The following is an 18829-nucleotide window of genomic DNA, read 5'->3' on the forward strand; positions in this document are numbered from 1 at the left end:
TGGCGATGTCGGCGAACGGTCCGGCCTCTGGTCCGGCGCGCCGGCGGCACGCGCGGGTGCGTCGACGTCACGGCGCCGCGCCGTCGCGCGTCGCCATTTTCATGCAACGGCGGCGGACATGATCAAGAACTTCGACTACACGCTCGGCAACGAGACGATCGAGCTTTGCGCGAGCTTCGGCGCGGGCCCGGCATTCCGCCGCGTGCTCGTGAGCCGTGCGGATTCGATGGAAACGCTCGTGGTGCTCGATGCGCGCGGGCTATCGGGCCTGCTGAAGGTCGCGACCGAGGAACCGGAAGGGCTGCTCGACGACGCGATCCGAAAGGTCGGCGACGAACAGCTCGTCGAGCGGGCGATCAGCGGCCGGACGATCGTCGAAGCCGCCCTGTGATGCCATAGGCGGCTGCGAAGGGGGCGGATCGAGGAGTATGCTGCGGGTCCGATCCGCTCATTCCTGCCTGTCCGATGTCCACGACCGACGCCGCCATTCCTGGTACTCGCCGCTATACGACGATTCGCGTGATCGCGTATCACGGCATCCTGCAAAACGTCACGGCCTTGCTGGCCTTCGTCCCGTTCGCCAGGTTCATCCTGCACGACCGGTCGCTGGCCGCGCTTTCGTCGTGGTCGTCGCAGCTTTGGGCGCTGCAGGGGGTGTCGTTCGCGGCGATGCTTGCAGGCCTCATCGGTCACGTCGCGCTTGCATTGCGTCGCCGCTGGGGGCGAACGCTCAACGTGGCGGTCTGGATCGCGTTGAGTGCCGCGATGCTGATGCTGTCGTCGTGGATCACGGTGGTCATTGCGCTGCCGCTGGGTCTTGCGACGTTCGCGCTGATATACAACCGGACGAGCAATGACTTTCTGAGCCTGCCGCACGCCACGACAGCGCCGACCGCTCGGCGCTTCGCGTCCGTCGGCCTGCTGGTTGCGTCGTCCACGCTGCATTACTGGGCGATCGCGTACGCGACGATGCGCACCGGCACGTTCGGCTACGTGTTGCCGAATACGCCGCCGATGGATTTGCTGATTGCGGCCGCGGCAACGCTGCTCCTCGGCACCGCCGTTGCGCCGCGCGGGCAGCGCGCATGGTATTGCGGCATGTCGTTGATGACGTCCGTCATCGCGATGCTGTCCATGCTGTTGAGCTACGTGCCGGTGGCGACGTCGCTGATTCGCTACATGCCGCACGAATATTCGCGTGTGGCGATTCCGTGGAGTCCGATCACGCAGTACGCGGCCCTCACGTTCTGCGTTGCGCTGGTGTCGATTCGCGTGACGAAGCCGCCGAAACGGAGTGACTGGGAGCAAGGCCTCCATCCCGACGCGTCAGCGGAGTCGACGCGCCGGGAAACGACTCGCTGATACCGAGCCGTCAGCTCGCGAACCGGTCCGTCGCCGCGACCAGCGCCTCCAGAATCCCCGGCTCGTTGTACGCGTGCCCGGCGCCCGGCACGATGTCGAACGTCGCATCCGGCCACGCCTTCGACAACTCCCATGCGGTGCGCGCCGGCGTCGCGATGTCGTAGCGGCCCTGCACGATCACGCCCGGGATGCCGGCGAGGCGATGCGCGTCGCGCAGCAACTGGCCTTCCTCGACGAAACCCTTGTTCACGAAGTAGTGGTTTTCGATCCGCGCGAACGCGAGCGCGTAATGGCCGTCCGCAAAGTGCGCGGCGAGCGCGGGATCGGGCAGCAGCGTGATCGTGCGGCCCTCCCAGATGCTCCACGCGCGCGCGGCTTCGAGCTTCGCGGCTTCGTCGTCGCCGGTCAGTCGGCGATGGTAGGCGGCCATCAGGTCGCCGCGCTCCGCTTCCGGAATCGGTGCGAGGAAGTCTTCCCAGTGATCGGGGAACAGCCATGACGCGCCTTCCTGGTAGTACCACAGCAGTTCCGCACGACGCATCGTGAAAATGCCGCGCACGATCAGCGCGCTCACGCGTTCCGGGTGCGTCTCCGCGTACGCGATCGCCAGCGCGCTGCCCCACGAGCCGCCGAACACCAGCCATTGCTCGGCGCCGACCATTTCGCGCAGGCGTTCGATATCGGCGACCAGATCCCACGTCGTGTTGTTCTCGAGGCTCGCATGCGGCGTCGAGCGTCCGCAGCCGCGCTGGTCGAACAGCAGGATGTCGTAGCGCTCGGGATCGAACAGACGGCGATGGTCGGGGCCGCAGCCGGCGCCGGGGCCGCCGTGCAGGAACACGGCGGGCTTGCCGGCCGGATTGCCGCAGCGCTCCCAGTAGAGGCGGTGGCCGTCGCCGGTGTCGAGGTGGCCGTGGGCGTAAGGTTCGATCGGTGGATACACAGGCAGACTCCGGATGAGGGGCGACAGGGCGCCGACGAGGCGCGGGCCGGTGTGCGGGCCGGTACGGTGCCGCGGAGATTGCTGCGCCGCAAAAATCGTTGCGTGGGCATCGGACCGGCCGCCGCCGGACAAGGTTTGTCATTATGCCCATTCGTCGCGGCGGACGTTGGTGCGTCGTGGCGCGGCGTCGCCTCGTCGACGGTACGTATCACGTGGATTTTTGAAGCAATTTCATTCCGATATTTTTCATACAAAATCCGGCGGCAGGTCGGCAGGCTGATTGGGCGCCGGCCCGTTCCCGCTCCTTCACCGTGCCAACGGAAACCAGCCGATGAACCATCGCGTCACGCAGTTGACCGGGTTGCGCGCCGTCGCGGTCGCGATGGTCGTCGTCGGTCATGCCGAGCATGTGCTGCCCGGCGGCTATACCGGCTGGTACGCGCCGTTGCGGCTGATCGCCGACGGCCGGCTCGGCGTGCTGATCTTCTTCGTGCTGAGCGGTTTCCTGATCACCAACGTGCTGCGCGCCGAGTTCGCGCGCACGGGCGGCATCGCGCTGACGTCGTTCTACGTGCGCCGCGCGCTGCGGATCTGGCCGGCCTGCTACGTCTATCTCGCGGCCGTCGCGATCGTGGCGTTCGCCGGCGGGTTCGACGTCGATCGCCGGCAGTGGCTTTATGCTGCGCTACACCTGTGGAATTACTCGGCGTGGTTCGGGCTGACCGGCGACAACGCGCTGCATCCGGACGGCGCGTGGTACCTCGGCCATTTCTGGTCGCTCGCGCTCGAGGAGCAGTTCTACTGGTTCTGGCCGCTGCTGTTCGTGTTCGGCATCCGCCGCGCCGGCACGCGCTGGCTGGCCGCACTGATCCTGATCGTGCCGCTGGTGCGTGCGACCACGTATTTCGTCGCGCCCGCGCTGCGCGGACAACTCGGGATGATGCTGCATACGGGTGTCGATCCGATCCTGATCGGCTGCTATGCGTCGCTCAACCGCGAACGTCTCGAAGCGTGGATCGCTTCGTGGCGGAACGAGGCGCGCATCGTGACGGCGCTCGTCTTCGTCGTGCTGCTCGGCATGCCGCTCGCCGAACACCGGCTCGGCGGCTTCTGGAATGCGACATATGGCGTGACGCTCGAAGCCGCGCTGATCGCGATCGTGATCGTCGTGCTGAATTTTCGCGGCGAGTTCTGGTGCGCGCGCTGGTTGCGCGCCAGGCCGGTGGTGTTCGTCGGCACGATCTCGTTCAGCCTGTATCTGTGGCAGCAGCCTTTTGCGAACCCGCGATTGCCTGTGCCGCATGGGTTCCCGCTCGGTATCGTGTGGGCATTGATGGCCGCGACCGCCAGCTATTTCCTCGTCGAAAAACCGTTCTTGCGGCTGAAGGATCGCTATACGGCGCGCGAGGCGCGACGCGTGCGGGACGACGCGTTGCGGATGCCGGCGCCGACCGATGCGATCGGGCCGAAGGTGGCGGAGTAGGCGGGCGGAGTGACGTCGTGCCCATGGCGTTACTTGAAAAGTTTCATCGCGGCCGGCGAATACCAGAAGTTCCGGAACATGTCGATTCCATAGGACTTGCCGTCGTAGCGGACGATCGTGCGCACCGTGCGCTTGCCCGTATCCGAGTAATCGCCGTTCTTGCGCTGCGTCTTCGTGATGTGTGCCGTGATCGATAGATCGGCGAAGCCATGGCTCGACGTTTTCTCGACTGCGATGGCCATGCGGGCCTCTTCGCTGCGCGCATCGCCGGCACCGGGGCCGCAGGCGTCGCCTTCGACGCTGACCCAGCCGTACAGATTCGTACCGAACACCGGGCGGATACGGTCGCCTTCGCGCACCCACAGCGTCAACTCTTCACCGGCGTTGGCATCTGGGCAACTCGGTCCGCGTGCGCTGCTGGTAAACACGACGCCGAACGCGCGCACGTCGGGCGACAAACGGTAGGGCGCCGTGTCGATCCGATAGCTGTTCTCGCCGATCTCCGTCGCCGCATCCTCTTCAACCAGCGACCGATCGGCCGCCACGACCTTGCCGCCCTCGACGAGCGCGACGACCTGCACCTTTTTGCTTTCGTCCGGGTTCTTGCTCTTCGGCAGCGAATCGAACGCGACGGCCGCGATCGTCGTTCCCGGTGCGTTCGGCATGGCCTTGCACGCTGACGCGACGACGAGCCGGTCCGCGTCGCGCGTGGCGATGCGTGCGCTCGCGATGCCGGCCCAGCGGGCGACGGCCGTGACGGTTTCGTCGCTGCAAGCCTGGCTGTCGGCGGCGTGAGCGAGGGGGGCGGCGGCAAGCGCCAGCAGTGGAACAAAACGAATGATTCTCGGGGGCATGAGGAGAGCGCTTTTTACGGATGGCTGTGGACGCCGCTTAACGGCCGGAAACGAACCTCTTCAGAACGCCACGTCGTCATCGGTGTCACGGTCCATCTCGTTGCTTCTCGACAAACACAAGGAAAGTGGCAAGGACAAGCATTCGAGGCAAAGGCCGCCCGATCGACAACATCGAACTGAATGTTAGCAACATTGCGCGAAGCAAGACCTTCCATGGCCTGGCGGCCGGTGCTTCCATTTCATTGATCTGGCCGGGTGGCCAGTAGACGGGTCGCCGCCCCAAAGACCTCTAAAGCTGGCGCTCCTTGCCGAACCCTGCCCGAGATTTTCATCTGGACAAATTGTTGTGAGTTTGACAAAAAGTCTAGCAATGGCCAAACTACCCGGCATGCCCAAGGAAACCAGTGGACCGAGCATGCCGAAGAAGACTCCCGACCAGCAGCTCCTGCCAGGGCAGATCAAACCGGTCGCGAAGGCCTGGCCCGGACCTTCGTTCCCTTTACCGAGGTCGTGGTTCATGACCTCCTCGACCCGGAGCACGCGGTGCTCGCGATCCGCAACAATCTGTCGGGTCGAGAAGTCGGACAGCCTGCGACCGAACTAGGACTGGCGCGGATCATGGACTCAGCTTACGAGCAGATCATCGCCGACTATCCGAATCAGTTTTCGGATGGTCGCCAGGTGAAGAGCACGTCCATCGGCATCAAGGACGCCAAAGGCGACTACATCGCCGCGTTGTGCCTGAACGTGGACCTCACGGTGTTTCGAGGATTTCAGAACATGCTCGCTCGCCGTCTACCTGGGCGTCTCGCGCGCAACGGTGTATAGCGATGTCAAATGAAGCCACGCGACTCGTCGTCGACCAGCATGTCGTCCATCCATTGCTCATACCGGGCGACGTGATCGAGGCAGTGCGCGAGGCGTTCGTACTGCACGGACAGCGCGCGGCCCGCGTGTTTCGCCCCAACGTCATAGCCATGATCGTCTTGCTTCCGCAGCGATCGGGTAATGTGCCAAAGCGGAGTCGGAAAACATGAAATCGCACTATGTTGAGCCGCTCAGCGGCGCCACCTATCCGCTGGATACGCCTCGGTGGTGTTCGGACGACCGCAGGCCGCTCCTGATCTCGCCGCTGGCCGGCATTTCCCGGGACGACGTCGACCGACGCCTGCGCTCCCAATGGCGCTATCGCGCGTCGCTTCCGGTCGAGATCGCGTCCCCCATCTCCATGGGGGAAGGGTGCACCCCGTTGATCCAGAAGACGTGGGGCGACCACCGGCCGCATTTCAAGCTGGAGTGGTTCAGCCCCACGAGCAGCTTCAAGGATCGCGGCACGACGGTGATGCTCTCGATGTTGCGGCAGCAAGGTGTCACGGCCGTTCTGGAGGACAGTTCGGGCAACGGCGGCGCGTCGGTGGCTGCGTATGGCGCGGCAGGCGCGATGCGCGTGAAAATTCTGGCGCCCGCCTACGCGTCGCCCGCGAAGATCGCGCAAATGCGCGCCTATGGGGCGGAGGTGCAACTCGTCGACGGGCCTCGACAGGCGTGTGAGGATGAGGCCGTCCGGCAGTCCGCGAGCATCTTCTACGCCAGCCACAATTGGCAGCCATTTTTTCTCGAAGGGACCAAGTCGGTCGGCTACGAGATCTGGGAAGACTTCAACTTCCAGGCGCCGGACAACATCGTCATGCCTGCAGGCGCGGGCAGTAACGTACTCGGTTGTTATCTGGCGTTCTCGGAACTGATGCGCGCGGGTCAGATTCACAAAATGCCCAGGCTCTTCGTTTGCCAGCCATTGAACTGTTCGCCTATCGATGCCAGCTTCCAGGCGGGCGTCACGGCGCCCGTTCCGCGCGAGGTTCGAAAGACGGTCTCCGAGGGGACGGCCATCGCCCATCCTCTGCGGCTGGCGCAAGTGGTCAACGCCGTCAGGGAGACGGGCGGCACGACCGTGGCCGTGGAAGAAGAAGCGATCGTCGAAGCGCTCAGGCGGATGGCGCGACTGGGCCTTCTGCCGGAGCTGACTTCGGCCACCGCGGTTGCAGGATTCGACCGGCTCATCCAGCTTGGGACGATTCGGGCGCGAGAGGAAACGGTTGTCCTGCTGACGGGCACGGGTATCAAGAACGCCGAAGCCATCGCGGATATGTATTCGGAAATTGGCGACACGTCTGTCTAAAGGCCATCCTCATGAAAATCGGATTCCTGAATTGCGGCGGCACCATCACGGAAAACTACCAGAGTGATGGGGCGATCGAGCGTCTGTTGGCACGCGATCTGATCGTCTCGAGCGGTCAGGCGGACTGGATCGGACACGACATCGATCCTGTCGATAGCTGCGATCTGACTTTCGCGTCGATTTGCCGGGCGCGTGATGTCATGCGGCAGGATCGCGAGAGCGACGCTTTCGTCATGTGTTGCGGCACCGACGCAATGGAAGACGTCGCCTATGCCGCCGCGCTGCTTTTTGATCGTGACCGGCCGGTCGTTCTGACCGGGGCGGCGATCCCCGGCGGCAACGCCAATGCCGACGGTCCGCGCAATCTGGCGGATGCTGCCAATCTGGCACGCGCCATGCCGAAGGGCGCGAGCGCCCTCGTGGCCTTCGCGGGACGGATTTTCGATCCGGTCTCGATCGTCAAGGTATGGCCGCAGGCCATTCAGCCCTTCGGCCCGGAAACGGCGATCCGCGGCTCCATCGAGGCCGACATCGTTACGCTCACAGGTTCAGGAGCCGTGGACGACAGTTACGCGGAACTCGATGTATCGGACCTCGGCGCCCGCGTTGCGATCGTCATGGAGACCTTCGGGCCGCTCGTGGGTTTTCCGGATATCTCCGAACTCGACGGTATCGTCGTGGCCGGCAAGGGTGCAGGGGGTTTCTCGGCGCAGTCGGAGCGACTTCTGAGCGAAGCCGCGACGCATATCCCCGTCGTGCTGTCGACACGCTGCGCCCATGGCTTCCGGGTCAATCCAGCCGTCACCAAGTACGCGTATGATCGCGCCCACACCCTCGGCCTGACCACCGTGGGTTATGACGGTCTGAACGCATCAAAGGCACGCATTCGCCTCATGGCCGAGCTGGGTCGTGCCAATCGTGGCGGAAAGGCCGGGCGCTGAGCAGCGCCCGGCGGTTATTCAACGAGCCCGGCAAAGATCCACCGGCTGCGGCGCCGGCGCGGGGGCTCGCGGCTCCCGCGTCGGCCCCGCTTCGTTCACATCTTCTCGACCTCCAGCAGGGTCCGTTTGCCCTTCACGTATTTGTAGAGAGAGATGGTGCTGTTCTTCAGGTCGCCGTGCTCGTCGAACCGGATATTGCCGATCAGCGTGTTCAGGTTGGTCGTGGGCATGGCGGACAGGATGCCGGCGCGCGTGACCGAATTGGCGCGTTTCATCGCATCGACGATTACGTAGACGGCGCTGTATGCAACCGGCGAGTAGACCACCGGATCGTGGCCGTACACGGCCTTCAGTTCCTTGGCGAACGCGGCGCTGCCCGCCATCGCGGACAGATCGCCGCCCGCGGCCGAACAGACCAGGTTGTCGGCGGCGTCGCCGGCCAGCCGGGCCAGATCGGTCGTGCAGACACCGTCGCCCGCCAGGATCCTGGCGCGGAGCGCCAGCTGCATGGCCTGCTTGGCGAAGGGGCCGCCGGTGGCGTCCTCTCCGCCGTACATGATGGCGTCGGGGCGTTCGGCCTTGATCTTGGTCAGGATGGCCTTGAAGTCGGTGGCCTTGTCGTTGGTCGCATCGCGCGATAGCACCTGGATGCCTTCCGCCTTGGCGGTCTTCTCGAACTGGTCCGCAAGACCCTGGCCGTAGGCCGTGGCGTCGTCGACGATGGCGACCGTCCTGACCTTCTGGCTCTTGGCGTACTTCGCGAGAGCGGGGCCCTGCTGGGCGTCGGTGCCGATCACGCGGAAGGCGGTCTTGTAGCCTTGCAGCGTGTATTGCGGATTGGTGGAGCCCGGCGTGATCTGGGTGACGCCGTTGTCGCGGTAGATCCTGGACGCGGGAATGGATACGCCGGAGTTCAGGTGGCCGATCACCGCCACGACGCCGTCGTCGACCAGCTTCTGCGCGACATTCGTCCCGATCCTGGGGTCGGCCTGATCGTCCAGCGAGTCGACCTCCAGGATGACCTTCTGGCCGCCGATGACCAGATTGCCGGCCTTGTTGATCTGCTGGACGGCGAGCTTGGCGCCATCGGCCGCATCCTGACCCATGTGCGCAATGTTGCCGGTCAGCGGTTCGGCGCTGCCGATCTTCACGATCACGTCGGCGAGCGCGGCTTGACCGTAGACCATGGCAACGCAGGCGAGCGTCAGCGCGGCGTTGATCGGTTTGAGTTGAAGTTTCATATGCGTGAGCCTCTTGTGGAACTGGGTTGCTGTTGAAAAATGCATACGGCGTCTCCTATCGAAGTCACGACATTGGCGACATTTTCGAATGTGAGTATTCGTCAGAGCAGCCCATCACCAGAGGGCAAACTGATTAGCATTGCATAGCGCTTGGATCGGGAGCCTGGTCGCCGGTCAGTGATCGGCCTATCCCATGGACTCCCCTTTCTAGAAAGATTATCTAGAATTAAATAAAATGTATTGTAGGGGTAAACCCGTGGTTTTCGTTCGGTGTCGAGCGGAGGTTGAACTGCTTACCGATAGATGAGAGGCGGGCCGATAGGGAGAAAAACGCCCATCTCAGGCAGGCAGGTGCTTGACATCGCGAACAACAAAAAAGGCCCTTGCGGGCCTTTCGTCGACGAAGTTACGGACAACGCTTACCGCGTCAGCGCCGTAAACCCTTCCAGCAACCGCTCGACATCGGCCGCCTGAATCGCGCCCATCGTCGAGATCCGGAACAGTTCCTTCGACAGCCCGCCTTGCCCCGCATAAATCACGAAGCCGCGCGCCTTCAGCCCGTCGTGCAGCGCTTCGTACGTCACACCCTGCGGCAACCGATACGCACGCAGAACAACCGACGATTCACCTTCCGGCAACACCAGCGGCATTCCGCGCGCCGCAAGCCCGGCCTGCGCCTGATCGGCCAGCGCCTTGTAATGCGCATGCCGCGCACGCCAGCCGCCGGCCTCGTCGAACTCACGCAGCGCTTCGACGAGCGCGTAATACGCATGCACGGAAGGCGTAAACGGCGTATTCCGCTGATCCTGCAGCTTCGCAAGCCGCCCGAGATCGAGGTAGTAAGTCCGGCTCGCGGCCTTCACGAGCGCGCGGCGGCGCACGATCACGAACGCCGCGCCCGGCACGCCGTGCAGGCACTTGTTCGCGGTCGCGGCAACCGCATCGATGACGCCGCCTGCAAAATCGATCGCTTCCGCGCCGAAGCTGCTGACGCCATCGACTAGCATCTTCACGCCGCGCGCACGACAGACTTCGGCGATCGCATCGAGATCGTTCAGCCGGCCCGTCGTCGTTTCATGATGGATCACGGCGACATGCGAGTACCCACCCGCATCGAGCTTCGCGGCGATCTGCGCGAGATCAGGCGCCTGCATCCACTCATGCTTGAGCACGTCATGCGCGATGCCGTACTGCGTGGCGATCTGCGTGATCCGCTCGCCGTACACGCCGTTCTCGATCACGAGCAGCTTGCCGTCCTGCGGCACGAGCGCCGCGATCATGCTCTCGACGGCGGCCGTGCCAGAACCCGTCATCAGCACGGCGGCCCATTCGGCCGGATCGAGCTCGTACGCGGCGACGAGGCGCGCGCGCGCTTCATCCTGCAGGTCGAAGAATTCGCCTTCGCGATGGCACAGATCGGGTTGCAGCAGGCTGCGGCGCACGCGTTCGGTGAGCGTGACCGGGCCGGGATTCAGCAGCAGCATCAATGGGCTCCTTCAACGTGGGCTTCGGCCTGCTCGGCGCCGATGTGCCGCATCAGACGCGTCTTGACCTCGACCGGCGTGACGGTCGGGCGGGGCAGGCCGTCGGGCACGCCCGTGCGGATCGCCACGCGAACGAATTGCGCGCCATCGCCCGACGCGGCCAGCGTCGCATCGAGCACGTCGAGCGTATCGCCTTCGACCGCCGACGCGTAACCGCAGGCGGCCGCGACACCCGCGAACGACACATGCTGCGACACCGTTGCCTGGCCGCCCGTCGATTCGTGTGCGCCGTTGTCGAGCAGCACGTGCGTGAGGTTGGCCGGGCCATAGGTGCCGAGCGTCGCGAACACGCCCATGCGCATCAGCGCGGCGCCGTCGCCGTCGACGGCGACCACGCGCAGGTCGGGGCGCGCAAGCGCGAGGCCGAGCGCGAGCGGCGTCACGCAGCCCATCGAACCGACCATGTAAAGCTGATTCGGGCGATCGTCGAGCGCGTAGAGTTCGCGGCCGCAGAAACCGGTCGATGCGAGCACGACGGTCGAATCGACCGGCGTATGCGCGATCACGCGCTGCAGCGCGTCGTGACGGGTGGGCCATGCGTCGGCCGATGCGGCGCGCGACGACGATTGGGCGGCGACGTGCGCGCGCGGCTTCGCGGCCGGGTTCGCCTTCAGTTCATACGGTGCGACGCTGCCTTTCTGCATCACGAGCGCATACGGGCGGCCCGTCGCGTCCATGTGCGCGATCGCGCGGTCGAGTGCCGGGCCGACCTGTTCGGGGTCGGTCGGGAACGTCTCCCACGGAATCTCCATCGTATCGAGCATCGCCGGCGTGATCGGGCCCATCAGCGCGTGCTGCGGCTCGTCGGCCACGCCCGGCTGGCCGCGCCACGTGACGATCAGCAACTGCGGCAGGCGGAACGTCCACGTGAGCGACGTGAGCGGGCTCACCGCGTTGCCGAGCCCGGAGTTCTGCATCATCGCGATCCCGCGCTTGCCGCCGAGCGTCGCGCCCGCGATCAGCGCGACCGCGTCGCCTTCGTTCGCGGCCGACACGTAGTGCAGCGTCGGGTCCTGCAGCACGTAATTGATGAACGGCGTCAGGTAAGAGCAGGGCACGCCCGCGTACCAGTCGAAGCCGCGTTCGCGCGCGGCCTCGACGAACTGGGCCGCTTCGATCATTGCGCGCCCCCGTTGCCGGCGCCCGGTTCGGACAGCGGCGTCTGGCCGTGCGCGAAGTCGCCCGCGCGACGGAAGTCTTCCAGATCGTTGACGCCGCGCCAGTGGCCGTGCACGTACTGCACCTCGATCTTCTCGCCGGCGGCGATCAGCTCGTTCAGCAGCGACGGGATGTCGAGCGTGTCGAAGTCAGGACGCGCCTGCAGCGTCGCGAGCATCGCCTTCAGGCGATCGACGCCGGCGCCGCGCACGTTCAGCAGACCGATCCAGCGGCCGTGCGGCGTGCCCGCCGCGACGTCGCTCGACACGCGTTGCAGATAGGTCTTCTGGCCGAACAGGCCGCGGTCGTCGGCCGCCGAGCAGAGGGCGAAGTCACGCACGCTCTGGTTGGTCTCGGTGAGCGACGAATCGACCACCACGCTGAACTCGGCCTCGCTCTCCGCGAGGTCGCGCACGATGTAGCTGCGGAACAGCAGGTCGCCGTACGAGATCACGGTGTCGCCGGTCAGGCGTTCGGCCGCGCATGCGAGCGACGCGAGCTCGCCGGTCTGCGCGTGGCGCTCGTTGACGACGAGCTTGATGCCCGACGTATCGATCGCATCGGCGCGATAGCCGCCAACCACGGTGATGTCGTTCACGCCGTGCGTCTTGAAGCCGTCGACGAGCCAGCGCAGCAGCGGCTTGCCGGCGACCGGCAGCATGACCTTCGGCTTGTCTTCGGTCACGGCTTCGAGGCCCTTGCCGCGGCTCGCGGCAAGCACGATTGCGGCATTCGACGCGCGCGACGACGACGACAGGTAGATACGCTCGGCGGCCGAGTACTCGTCGGCGTCCTGCAGGCGGAAGATCTCGTTGACCGATGCCACGCGGTCCTCGACGTTGATCAGCGTTTCGCTTTCGTGGATCTCGCGCGCGGTCGCCTGCATCGCGGATGCCGACGCGCGGATCAGATGATTCGCCCAGATCACGGTGCTGATGCCGGCCTGGCGGAACACGTCGGTCGGCGTGCTGTAGTACTTGGTCGGCACGATCACGAGCGGCGCCTTGCCGCTCCATTCGCGCGCGAACTGCAGGATCTCGTCCGGGCGCGACAGCTTGCTGTGGATCAGGATCGCGTCGGCGCCGGCTTCCGCGTACGCGTTCGCGCGGCGCAGCGCCTCGTCCATCCCCCAGCCCGCGATCAGCGCCTCGACGCGCGCGACGATCGAGAAGTCGGGATCGGTCTGCGAATCCTTGCCGGCCTTGATCTTGCCGCAGAACTCGTCGATTTCGGCGAGCGGCTGGCGCTCGCCGCCGATGAAGCTGTTGGTTTTCGGGAACTGCTTGTCCTCGATGCACACGCCCGCGATGCCGCGCTGTTCGAGCTTCTTCACGAGGCGGCGCACGTTGTTGAAGTTGCCGTAGCCGGTGTCGCCGTCGAGCAGGATCGGCAGGTCGCTCGCGTCGGCCATGAACTCGAGCACGTCGACGACCTGGGTCCAGCTCGCTTCGTTGTTGTCGCGCACGCCGAACTGCGCGGAGATCGCGAGGCCCGACGCCCAGATGCCCTTGAAGCCGGCCTCGCGGACGATCCGCGCGGACAGGCCGTTGTGCGCTTCCATCAGGAATTCGAGATCGCTGCTGACGAGCATGCGGCGCAGGCGCGCGCTGCGCGATTCGGTGAAGTTGGGTTCGCGTGCGTTCATCGTGCGGCTCCGGCAGTGGTGCGTTGAATCAGGGGAAGGATGTCTTGCGTCGCGCGTGCGACGTCGTTCGGGAAGTCGATCTCGATCCACGGCGAGCCGGTGACGTCGGCGACGTCGAACGAATGGCCGCCTTCGAGCAGCAGGTCGCGCACGGCTTCCTCGTGCGGCATGTTCGCGCGGCCGCTGTCGACGTAGCCCGCGACGATCGTCGCGAGGCGGCGCGCGGTGCCTTCGGTGAAGCGGAAGAAGCCGACCGATTCGCCGATCGTGTCGTAGTCGAGGTCGACCGCGAGCTGCTTGCGCAGCTCGACCGGCACGCCGTTCTTCAGGCACAGCTTGACGGGCTCGTCGCCGGCCTCGAAGTCGCGGTCGATCAGCAGGCGGTCGACCGTCTTGTCGGCATCGGCCACCAGCGCGTGCAGGATGTTCTCGTCGTACAGCACGTCCGCGTCCATCAGCAGCACGTCGCCGCCGCGCGTCATCGCATCGGCGACGGTATGCACGGTCAGCACGCTGCCGAGGTCGTAGCGGTCGTTGATCACGATCTCGGCGGTACGGCCGAGGCGCTTCAGCTCCTGCTCGACTTTCTCGTGCTGGAAGCCGAGCCCGAGCACGATTTCGTCGACGCCCGCGGCGTCGAGCACGCGCAGATGGCGCTCGAGCAGCGACACGTCGTCGAAGCGCAGCAGGCACTTCGGGAACTGCGCCTCGGGCGGTTGTTGCAGGCGCAAGCCTAGGCCTGCCGCAAGAATGATGGCTCGCATGGGTTCTCCAACCAAAAAGCCGGCGATCTGAACGATCAGTCGGCGAGCGGCTGCGGCGCACGGCGCCGCTGCCAGTTTCTTTCACTGAAATGCAGATAGAGCAGGCCGGGCAGGCCGAGCGCGAGTTCGCGCGCGCGCTTCGCGAGCGACAGCGCGAGCGCCGCGTCGGGCGGCAGGCCGACCAGCGGCGCGAGCAGCAGGTAGCCGCCTTCCTGCGCGCCGAGCGAGCCCGGGATCGCGAAGGCCGCCCCGCGAATCGCCTGGCCGACGCTTTCGAGCAGCAGCGCGTCGAGCCAGCTGACCGGGTGCCCGAGGAAGTGCAGCGCGAGCCACACTTCCGCGGTGCCGACGATCCAGCCGACGAGGCTGAATGCGAAGGTCTTCGCGACTTTCGCGCGATCGCGGTACAGCGCGCCGACCGCGTCGTCGATCGCGTCGGCGCGCGTGGCCAGCGACGACCAGTCGCGCGGGCCGAGCAGCTTCGACGCGAGACGCAGGCCGCGGCCGAACAGCCCGCGCCGCTGCGCCGCGTAGAACGCGACGGCGAGGGCGCCGAGCACGCCGGTGGCGATCAGCGCGGGCGTGCGCAGGTACGCGACCGACTCGTGCGTCGCATACAGGCTGAACGCGGCGATGCCGATCAGCGCGAACGCCATCTGCGCGAGCGCCTGCATCGTCGTGCCGACGGTCATGGCGGCGGCCGCGTCGGCCATCCGCGTGCCGCGCTGCGCGAGGTAGCGCACCATCAGCACGGGGCCGCCGATCTGCCCGGCGGGCAGCAGGCTGTTCACCGATTCGCCGACCCAGCGCGCGCGCAGCGCGTTGCCGAACTCGGCGCCCGGCTGCCCGCGGCGGAACATCACGGAGATCGCGACCGCGTCGATCGCGAGCGGCACGACGTGGAACGCCGCGACGAGCGCGAGGCCCCAGCCGGCCGCGAGCAGCGTGGACGCCACCGCGCCGACGCCCTGCCAGGCCAGCAGTGCGACGAAGAGTGCGGTCCCGAGGGACAGCAGGATCAGGCCCGCGCGTGTCATGACCCGCTCGTGCGTCGCGTGGCCAGTTGCTTGAACACCTGGCGGAAACCGAAATACGCGATCGCGTCCTTCATGTTCGAGATGAAGCGTTTCCACGGCCGCATGCCGGGGTTCGTCACGTATTCGAACGTGAGCGACACGCGCATCTCGTTCTGGCCGAGCGGCGTGATGCGGTGGCGCAGCTTGTCGCCGTCGAACAGCACGATGCCGCCGTCGGCGATCTGCACGGAGCCCGGTTGGTCAGGCACGTCCGGGTTGCGCGTATGCAGCTCGTAGTCGAGCCGGCACGACGATTCGTCGATCACGCCGATCAGCAGCGTGTAGCGGCGGCCATCGTAGTACGACGTGTCGTAGTGCCAGCCGATGTGGTCGCCGGGCTTCGTGTAGTAATACAGTGCGTACGCGTGCGGATCGTCGTCCGGCGACAGCATCAGCTTGTCGCCCGTGATTTTCTCGAGGAAGCCGATCAGCGCCTTCGAGCGATACAGCTCGGCGATGTACGGCGCCTGCTCGTCGATCGTATGGCGGCTCACGCTGCCGCCCTGCTTGTGGCCGGGCAGGTAGTTGCGGTTCAGGCCGGCCTGCATCGCGCGGGCGGCGTTCGCGAGCTTCGCGTGCGCGTCGGCCGGCAGGAAGGTGTCGAGGTAGAGGAACGAGCCCTGGCGCGTGTAGTCGCCGCGCAGGCGGTCGAGGTCGAGCTGGCCGACGCGGTCGGCCACGGTGCGATCGGGATCGGCCACGGCCGCGCGCACGGGCGCGGGGCGTGCCGGGCTCAGCACGGAATCGTCGCGCGTGCTAGGAGTCATTTGGAAGCCTGGATTTCGGTTGGGTTCTGCGCGGCCGGGTTCTGCGGGAGGTTGCCGCGCCGCACGATGCGCCACCAGTCGATCACGACCCAGGCGGCGAACAGCGGGGCGCCGATCGACGCCGCGAGCAGGAACGGCTCGACGCCGTCGACGAGCGTCACGATCGGCAGCAGGTACAGCACGTCTTCGGTCTCGAAGCCGCCGGCGAACGCCTGCTTGGTGCCGGCCTTGCCGGCGATCGATTCGATCCGCATGCGCAGGAAGAAGATCAGCGCGACGGCCGCGCCGGCGACCGCGCCGAGCAGCACCGGCGACGCGGCCATCTGGCCGCCCTGGGCGACGATGCCGACGCCCATGCTGACGAATAGCGCGACCGTGACGAGCGCATCGGCCGCGAGGTCGTAAAAATGACCGATCTTGCTGGACTTGCCGCTGATGCGCGCGAGTTCGCCGTCGGTGTGATCGACGAAGTTCGACAGCACGATCAGGAACGCGCCTGCATTGCTCCAGCCGAAGCCGCCGTGCGCGAGGCACCAGGCGCCGGCGAGGCCGATCAGCAGACGAAGGGTGGTGAGGTGATTCGGCGTGACCGGCGTATCGACGAGCGGCCGGACAAGCGAGCGCGCGAGCCGCGCATCCCAGGTGCGTGGCGGGGGCGGCTCGGGGCGTTTGGCGGTTTTTCTTTGGTCCATCGGCGAAATATATACGGAATTGTAATTTGGTGCTTTTTATTCGATCAATGTCCTGACATGCGGGAGTGTTACCGCGTCTTGCAGGCATCGGCCGGTTCAAAAACGCACCTGCGAACGACGTGGCCAACCCGGCGGCCGGGTCCGTCTTCCAGTGTGGTTCGCGTCGCGCGCCTGTCAAGGCCGGACGGCCCTCGCGGGCCGACGAGGCGGTGTTTTTCGCGCCGCCCGGCGGGTGTGGCGCAGCCCGTGCGAGCTTGATCTCCGTCAGCGCCGGAAAAACCGCATCGGGCGACAATCGGCCGCGCCGGGCGGGTATCGGCGATTACCGAGCCAAAGGTCGTCAATGTCGATTCAAATCGGCCGATCGATACGCGACGGCCGGCGATCGCGAACCGGCGATTCGCCCGATGCTTTCGCGTCCCTTTCGCGCGCGTCCGGCGCGGGCGGATCGCCTGTCACAGAACGCTCGTTCGATACCCGGCAAATCCGGCAAGGATCTTTTGCATCCGGCGGACATTTCGCGGCGATGGCCTCTGCGATACTCCGACCGTGCCCGTGGTGCCGGGCCGCCCCTCGCGGCCTCAAGGGCTTCGCGTCGCTCAGGAGACACCCCCCGCGACGTCAACGACAGACCAAAGCGTCAGATAACCAGCCATGTCTTCTTCACGCATCCTCGCTCCCGCCCTGCGTTCGCTCGTCCGCACCGCCGACGAAGCCGCCGCGCTGATCCGCCCCGGCATGACCGTCGCCATGAGCGGCTTCACCGGGTCGGGCTATCCGAAGGCCGTGCCGGCCGCGCTTGCCGCCCACATCGACGCGGCGCACGCGCGCGGCGAGGACTTCCGGATCAACGTGCTGACGGGCGCGTCGACCGCACCCGAACTCGACGGCGCGCTCGCCCGCACCGACGGCATCTCGATGCGGCTGCCGTACCAGTCCGACCCGACGCTGCGCGACAAGATCAACGGCGGTGAAGTCGATTACCAGGACGTCCACCTGAGCCACGTCGCGCAATACGCGTGGTTCGGGCTGTACGGCGATCTCGACGTCGCGATCGTCGAAGTCGCGGGCATCCGCGAGGACGGGCTGCTGATCCCGTCCGCGTCGATCGGCAACAACAAGACCTGGCTCGAGCGCGCGAAGCACGTGATTCTCGAAGTGAATACGCGCCAGCCGCTCGGCCTCGACGGGATGCACGACATTTACTACGGCACCGCGCTGCCGCCGCACCGCAAGCCGATTCCGCTGACGAAGAGCGACGACCGGATCGGCGAGCCGTATCTGCGTTGCCCGGCCGACAAGATCGTCGCGATCGTCGAGACCGACGCGCCCGATCGCAGCAATGCATTCTCCGCGCCGGATGCGACGTCCAAGCAGATCGCGCTGCAGTTGATCGACTTCCTGCGCCACGAAGTGAAGCGCGGCCGCCTGCCGGAAAACCTGCTGCCGCTGCAGTCGGGCGTCGGCAACATCACGAATGCGGTGCTCGCGGAACTCAGCTCGGCCGGCTTCTCGAACCTGACGGCCTACACCGAGGTGATCCAGGACGGCATGCTCGACCTGCTCGACGACGGCACGCTGAGCTTCGCGTCGGCCACCGCGCTGTCGCTGAGTCCGGCCGCCGTGCAGCGTTTCGCCGACGAGATCGCGACGTTCCGCGAGAAGATCGTGCTGCGCCCGCAGGAGATCAGCAACCATCCGGAACTCGTGCGCCGGCTCGGCTGCATCGCGATGAACGGGATGATCGAGGCCGACATCTACGGCAACGTGAACTCGACGCACGTGATGGGCACGAAGATCCAGAACGGCATCGGCGGCTCGGGCGACTTCGCACGCAACGGCTATCTGTCGTGCTTCATGTCGGCGAGTACCGCGAAGGGCGGCGCGATCTCGCGCGTCGTGCCGATGGCGAGCCACGTCGACCATACCGAGCACGACGTCGCGGTGGTCGTCACCGAGCAGGGGCTGGCCGACCTGCGCGGCCTGTCGCCGAAGCAGCGCGCGCGCAAGATCATCGCGACCTGCGCGCACCCGGACTACCGGCCGATGCTCGAGGACTATTTCGAGCGCGCGTCGCGCGAGAGTTTCGGCAAGCACACCCCGCATCTGCTCGCCGAGGCGCTGTCGTGGCACGAGCGCTACGTGCGCACTGGCTCGATGAAGGCCTGACGGGGCCTGGG

At 66.1% G+C, this 18829-nt stretch carries 16 protein-coding genes and 1 pseudogene; 7 read left to right on the forward strand and 10 right to left on the reverse strand.

The features are described 5' to 3' along the window. Positions 1 to 118 precede the first annotated feature (118 nt). A complete protein-coding gene (locus CFB89_RS21070; protein WP_089469567.1) occupies positions 119 to 391 on the forward strand; it encodes a hypothetical protein in 273 nt (90 codons plus the stop codon). A 74-nt stretch (positions 392 to 465) separates the two neighbouring features. Further along, the gene (locus tag CFB89_RS21075; protein WP_256979730.1) at positions 466 to 1362 is read left to right on the forward strand and encodes a hypothetical protein; all 897 of its coding nucleotides are present in this window, start codon (positions 466 to 468) and stop codon (positions 1360 to 1362) included. Between the two features lie 10 nt (positions 1363 to 1372). Here the strand turns inward: CFB89_RS21075 and pip are convergent, their stop codons facing one another. Continuing rightward, positions 1373 to 2305: a prolyl aminopeptidase gene (gene pip / locus CFB89_RS21080; protein WP_089469568.1), complete on the reverse strand. Its 933-nt coding sequence runs from the start codon at positions 2303 to 2305 to the stop codon at positions 1373 to 1375. Between the two features lie 331 nt (positions 2306 to 2636). On the opposite strand from pip, the gene CFB89_RS21085 reads away from it, so the two are divergent. Beyond that, positions 2637 to 3788, forward strand: a complete 1152-nt coding sequence (locus CFB89_RS21085; protein ID WP_089469569.1) for an acyltransferase — start codon at positions 2637 to 2639, stop codon at positions 3786 to 3788. A gap of 29 nt (positions 3789 to 3817) precedes the next feature. Here CFB89_RS21085 and CFB89_RS21090 read toward each other — a convergent pair whose 3' ends face one another. After that, the gene (locus CFB89_RS21090) at positions 3818 to 4642 is read right to left on the reverse strand and encodes a multidrug ABC transporter ATPase (protein ID WP_089469570.1); all 825 of its coding nucleotides are present in this window, start codon (positions 4640 to 4642) and stop codon (positions 3818 to 3820) included. Positions 4643 to 5057: 415 nt separating this feature from the next. On the opposite strand from CFB89_RS21090, the pseudogene CFB89_RS21095 reads away from it, so the two are divergent. From CFB89_RS21095 to CFB89_RS21110, 3 genes and pseudogenes are all read left to right on the forward strand, one after another. Continuing rightward, a pseudogene (locus CFB89_RS21095) lies at positions 5058 to 5434 on the forward strand (transcriptional regulator); the annotation flags it as partial. A gap of 241 nt (positions 5435 to 5675) precedes the next feature. Then, positions 5676 to 6821 carry a threonine synthase gene (locus tag CFB89_RS21105; protein ID WP_089469572.1) on the forward strand — a complete coding sequence of 382 codons (1146 nt, stop codon included), beginning with the start codon at positions 5676 to 5678 and terminating at the stop codon, positions 6819 to 6821. 11 nt (positions 6822 to 6832) lie between these two features. Next, the gene (locus CFB89_RS21110; protein WP_089469573.1) at positions 6833 to 7762 is read left to right on the forward strand and encodes an asparaginase domain-containing protein; all 930 of its coding nucleotides are present in this window, start codon (positions 6833 to 6835) and stop codon (positions 7760 to 7762) included. A gap of 95 nt (positions 7763 to 7857) precedes the next feature. Here the strand turns inward: CFB89_RS21110 and CFB89_RS21115 are convergent, their stop codons facing one another. From CFB89_RS21115 to CFB89_RS21150, 8 genes are all read right to left on the reverse strand, one after another. Then, positions 7858 to 9003, reverse strand: coding sequence for a branched-chain amino acid ABC transporter substrate-binding protein (locus CFB89_RS21115; protein ID WP_089469574.1), 1146 nt, complete (start codon positions 9001 to 9003; stop codon positions 7858 to 7860). A 419-nt stretch (positions 9004 to 9422) separates the two neighbouring features. After that, positions 9423 to 10487: a 2-aminoethylphosphonate aminotransferase gene (locus tag CFB89_RS21120; protein ID WP_089469575.1), complete on the reverse strand. Its 1065-nt coding sequence runs from the start codon at positions 10485 to 10487 to the stop codon at positions 9423 to 9425. Further along, the gene (gene aepY / locus CFB89_RS21125) at positions 10487 to 11668 is read right to left on the reverse strand and encodes a phosphonopyruvate decarboxylase (protein ID WP_089469576.1); all 1182 of its coding nucleotides are present in this window, start codon (positions 11666 to 11668) and stop codon (positions 10487 to 10489) included. The genes CFB89_RS21120 and aepY overlap by 1 nt, the downstream gene beginning before the upstream one ends. Beyond that, positions 11665 to 13350, reverse strand: a complete 1686-nt coding sequence (aepX, locus tag CFB89_RS21130; RefSeq protein WP_089469577.1) for a phosphoenolpyruvate mutase — start codon at positions 13348 to 13350, stop codon at positions 11665 to 11667. Before aepX ends, aepY begins: the two co-directional genes overlap by 4 nt. After that, positions 13347 to 14114, reverse strand: coding sequence for an NTP transferase domain-containing protein (locus CFB89_RS21135; RefSeq protein ID WP_089469578.1), 768 nt, complete (start codon positions 14112 to 14114; stop codon positions 13347 to 13349). The genes aepX and CFB89_RS21135 overlap by 4 nt, the downstream gene beginning before the upstream one ends. A 35-nt stretch (positions 14115 to 14149) precedes the next feature. After that, positions 14150 to 15151, reverse strand: a complete 1002-nt coding sequence (locus tag CFB89_RS21140) for an HpnL family protein (protein WP_089469579.1) — start codon at positions 15149 to 15151, stop codon at positions 14150 to 14152. Beyond that, on the reverse strand, positions 15148 to 15957 hold the full coding sequence (locus tag CFB89_RS21145) for a 2OG-Fe(II) oxygenase (protein ID WP_089469580.1): 810 nt from the start codon (positions 15955 to 15957) through the stop codon (positions 15148 to 15150). The genes CFB89_RS21140 and CFB89_RS21145 overlap by 4 nt, the downstream gene beginning before the upstream one ends. Next, the gene (locus tag CFB89_RS21150; RefSeq protein WP_089469581.1) at positions 15954 to 16649 is read right to left on the reverse strand and encodes a CDP-alcohol phosphatidyltransferase family protein; all 696 of its coding nucleotides are present in this window, start codon (positions 16647 to 16649) and stop codon (positions 15954 to 15956) included. The genes CFB89_RS21145 and CFB89_RS21150 overlap by 4 nt, the downstream gene beginning before the upstream one ends. Before the next feature lie 654 nt (positions 16650 to 17303). On the opposite strand from CFB89_RS21150, the gene CFB89_RS21160 reads away from it, so the two are divergent. Next, positions 17304 to 18818: an acetyl-CoA hydrolase/transferase family protein gene (locus CFB89_RS21160; RefSeq protein ID WP_089469583.1), complete on the forward strand. Its 1515-nt coding sequence runs from the start codon at positions 17304 to 17306 to the stop codon at positions 18816 to 18818. Positions 18819 to 18829 lie beyond the last annotated feature (11 nt).

The sequence above is a fragment of the Burkholderia sp. AU16741 genome, from assembly GCF_002223345.1.
Lineage (GTDB): Bacteria > Pseudomonadota > Gammaproteobacteria > Burkholderiales > Burkholderiaceae > Burkholderia > Burkholderia sola.

Bases quoted from the DNA above. Each gene is read 5' to 3' on its own strand.
- CFB89_RS21090 (WP_089469570.1), bottom strand. From the start codon at position 4,642: ATGCCCCCGAGAATCATTCGTTTTGTTCCACTGCTGGCGCTTGCCGCC.
- CFB89_RS21140 (WP_089469579.1), bottom strand. From the start codon at position 15,151: ATGACACGCGCGGGCCTGATCCTGCTGTCCCTCGGGACCGCACTCTTC.
- CFB89_RS21075 (WP_256979730.1), top strand. From the start codon at position 466: ATGTCCACGACCGACGCCGCCATTCCTGGTACTCGCCGCTATACGACG.
- CFB89_RS21150 (WP_089469581.1), bottom strand. From the start codon at position 16,649: ATGGACCAAAGAAAAACCGCCAAACGCCCCGAGCCGCCCCCGCCACGC.
- CFB89_RS21115 (WP_089469574.1), bottom strand. From the start codon at position 9,003: ATGAAACTTCAACTCAAACCGATCAACGCCGCGCTGACGCTCGCCTGC.
- CFB89_RS21105 (WP_089469572.1), top strand. From the start codon at position 5,676: ATGAAATCGCACTATGTTGAGCCGCTCAGCGGCGCCACCTATCCGCTG.
- CFB89_RS21110 (WP_089469573.1), top strand. From the start codon at position 6,833: ATGAAAATCGGATTCCTGAATTGCGGCGGCACCATCACGGAAAACTAC.
- aepY (WP_089469576.1), bottom strand. From the start codon at position 11,668: ATGATCGAAGCGGCCCAGTTCGTCGAGGCCGCGCGCGAACGCGGCTTC.
- aepX (WP_089469577.1), bottom strand. From the start codon at position 13,350: ATGAACGCACGCGAACCCAACTTCACCGAATCGCGCAGCGCGCGCCTG.
- CFB89_RS21120 (WP_089469575.1), bottom strand. From the start codon at position 10,487: ATGCTGCTGCTGAATCCCGGCCCGGTCACGCTCACCGAACGCGTGCGC.
- CFB89_RS21070 (WP_089469567.1), top strand. From the start codon at position 119: ATGATCAAGAACTTCGACTACACGCTCGGCAACGAGACGATCGAGCTT.
- CFB89_RS21085 (WP_089469569.1), top strand. From the start codon at position 2,637: ATGAACCATCGCGTCACGCAGTTGACCGGGTTGCGCGCCGTCGCGGTC.
- CFB89_RS21145 (WP_089469580.1), bottom strand. From the start codon at position 15,957: ATGACTCCTAGCACGCGCGACGATTCCGTGCTGAGCCCGGCACGCCCC.
- CFB89_RS21135 (WP_089469578.1), bottom strand. From the start codon at position 14,114: ATGCGAGCCATCATTCTTGCGGCAGGCCTAGGCTTGCGCCTGCAACAA.
- CFB89_RS21160 (WP_089469583.1), top strand. From the start codon at position 17,304: ATGTCTTCTTCACGCATCCTCGCTCCCGCCCTGCGTTCGCTCGTCCGC.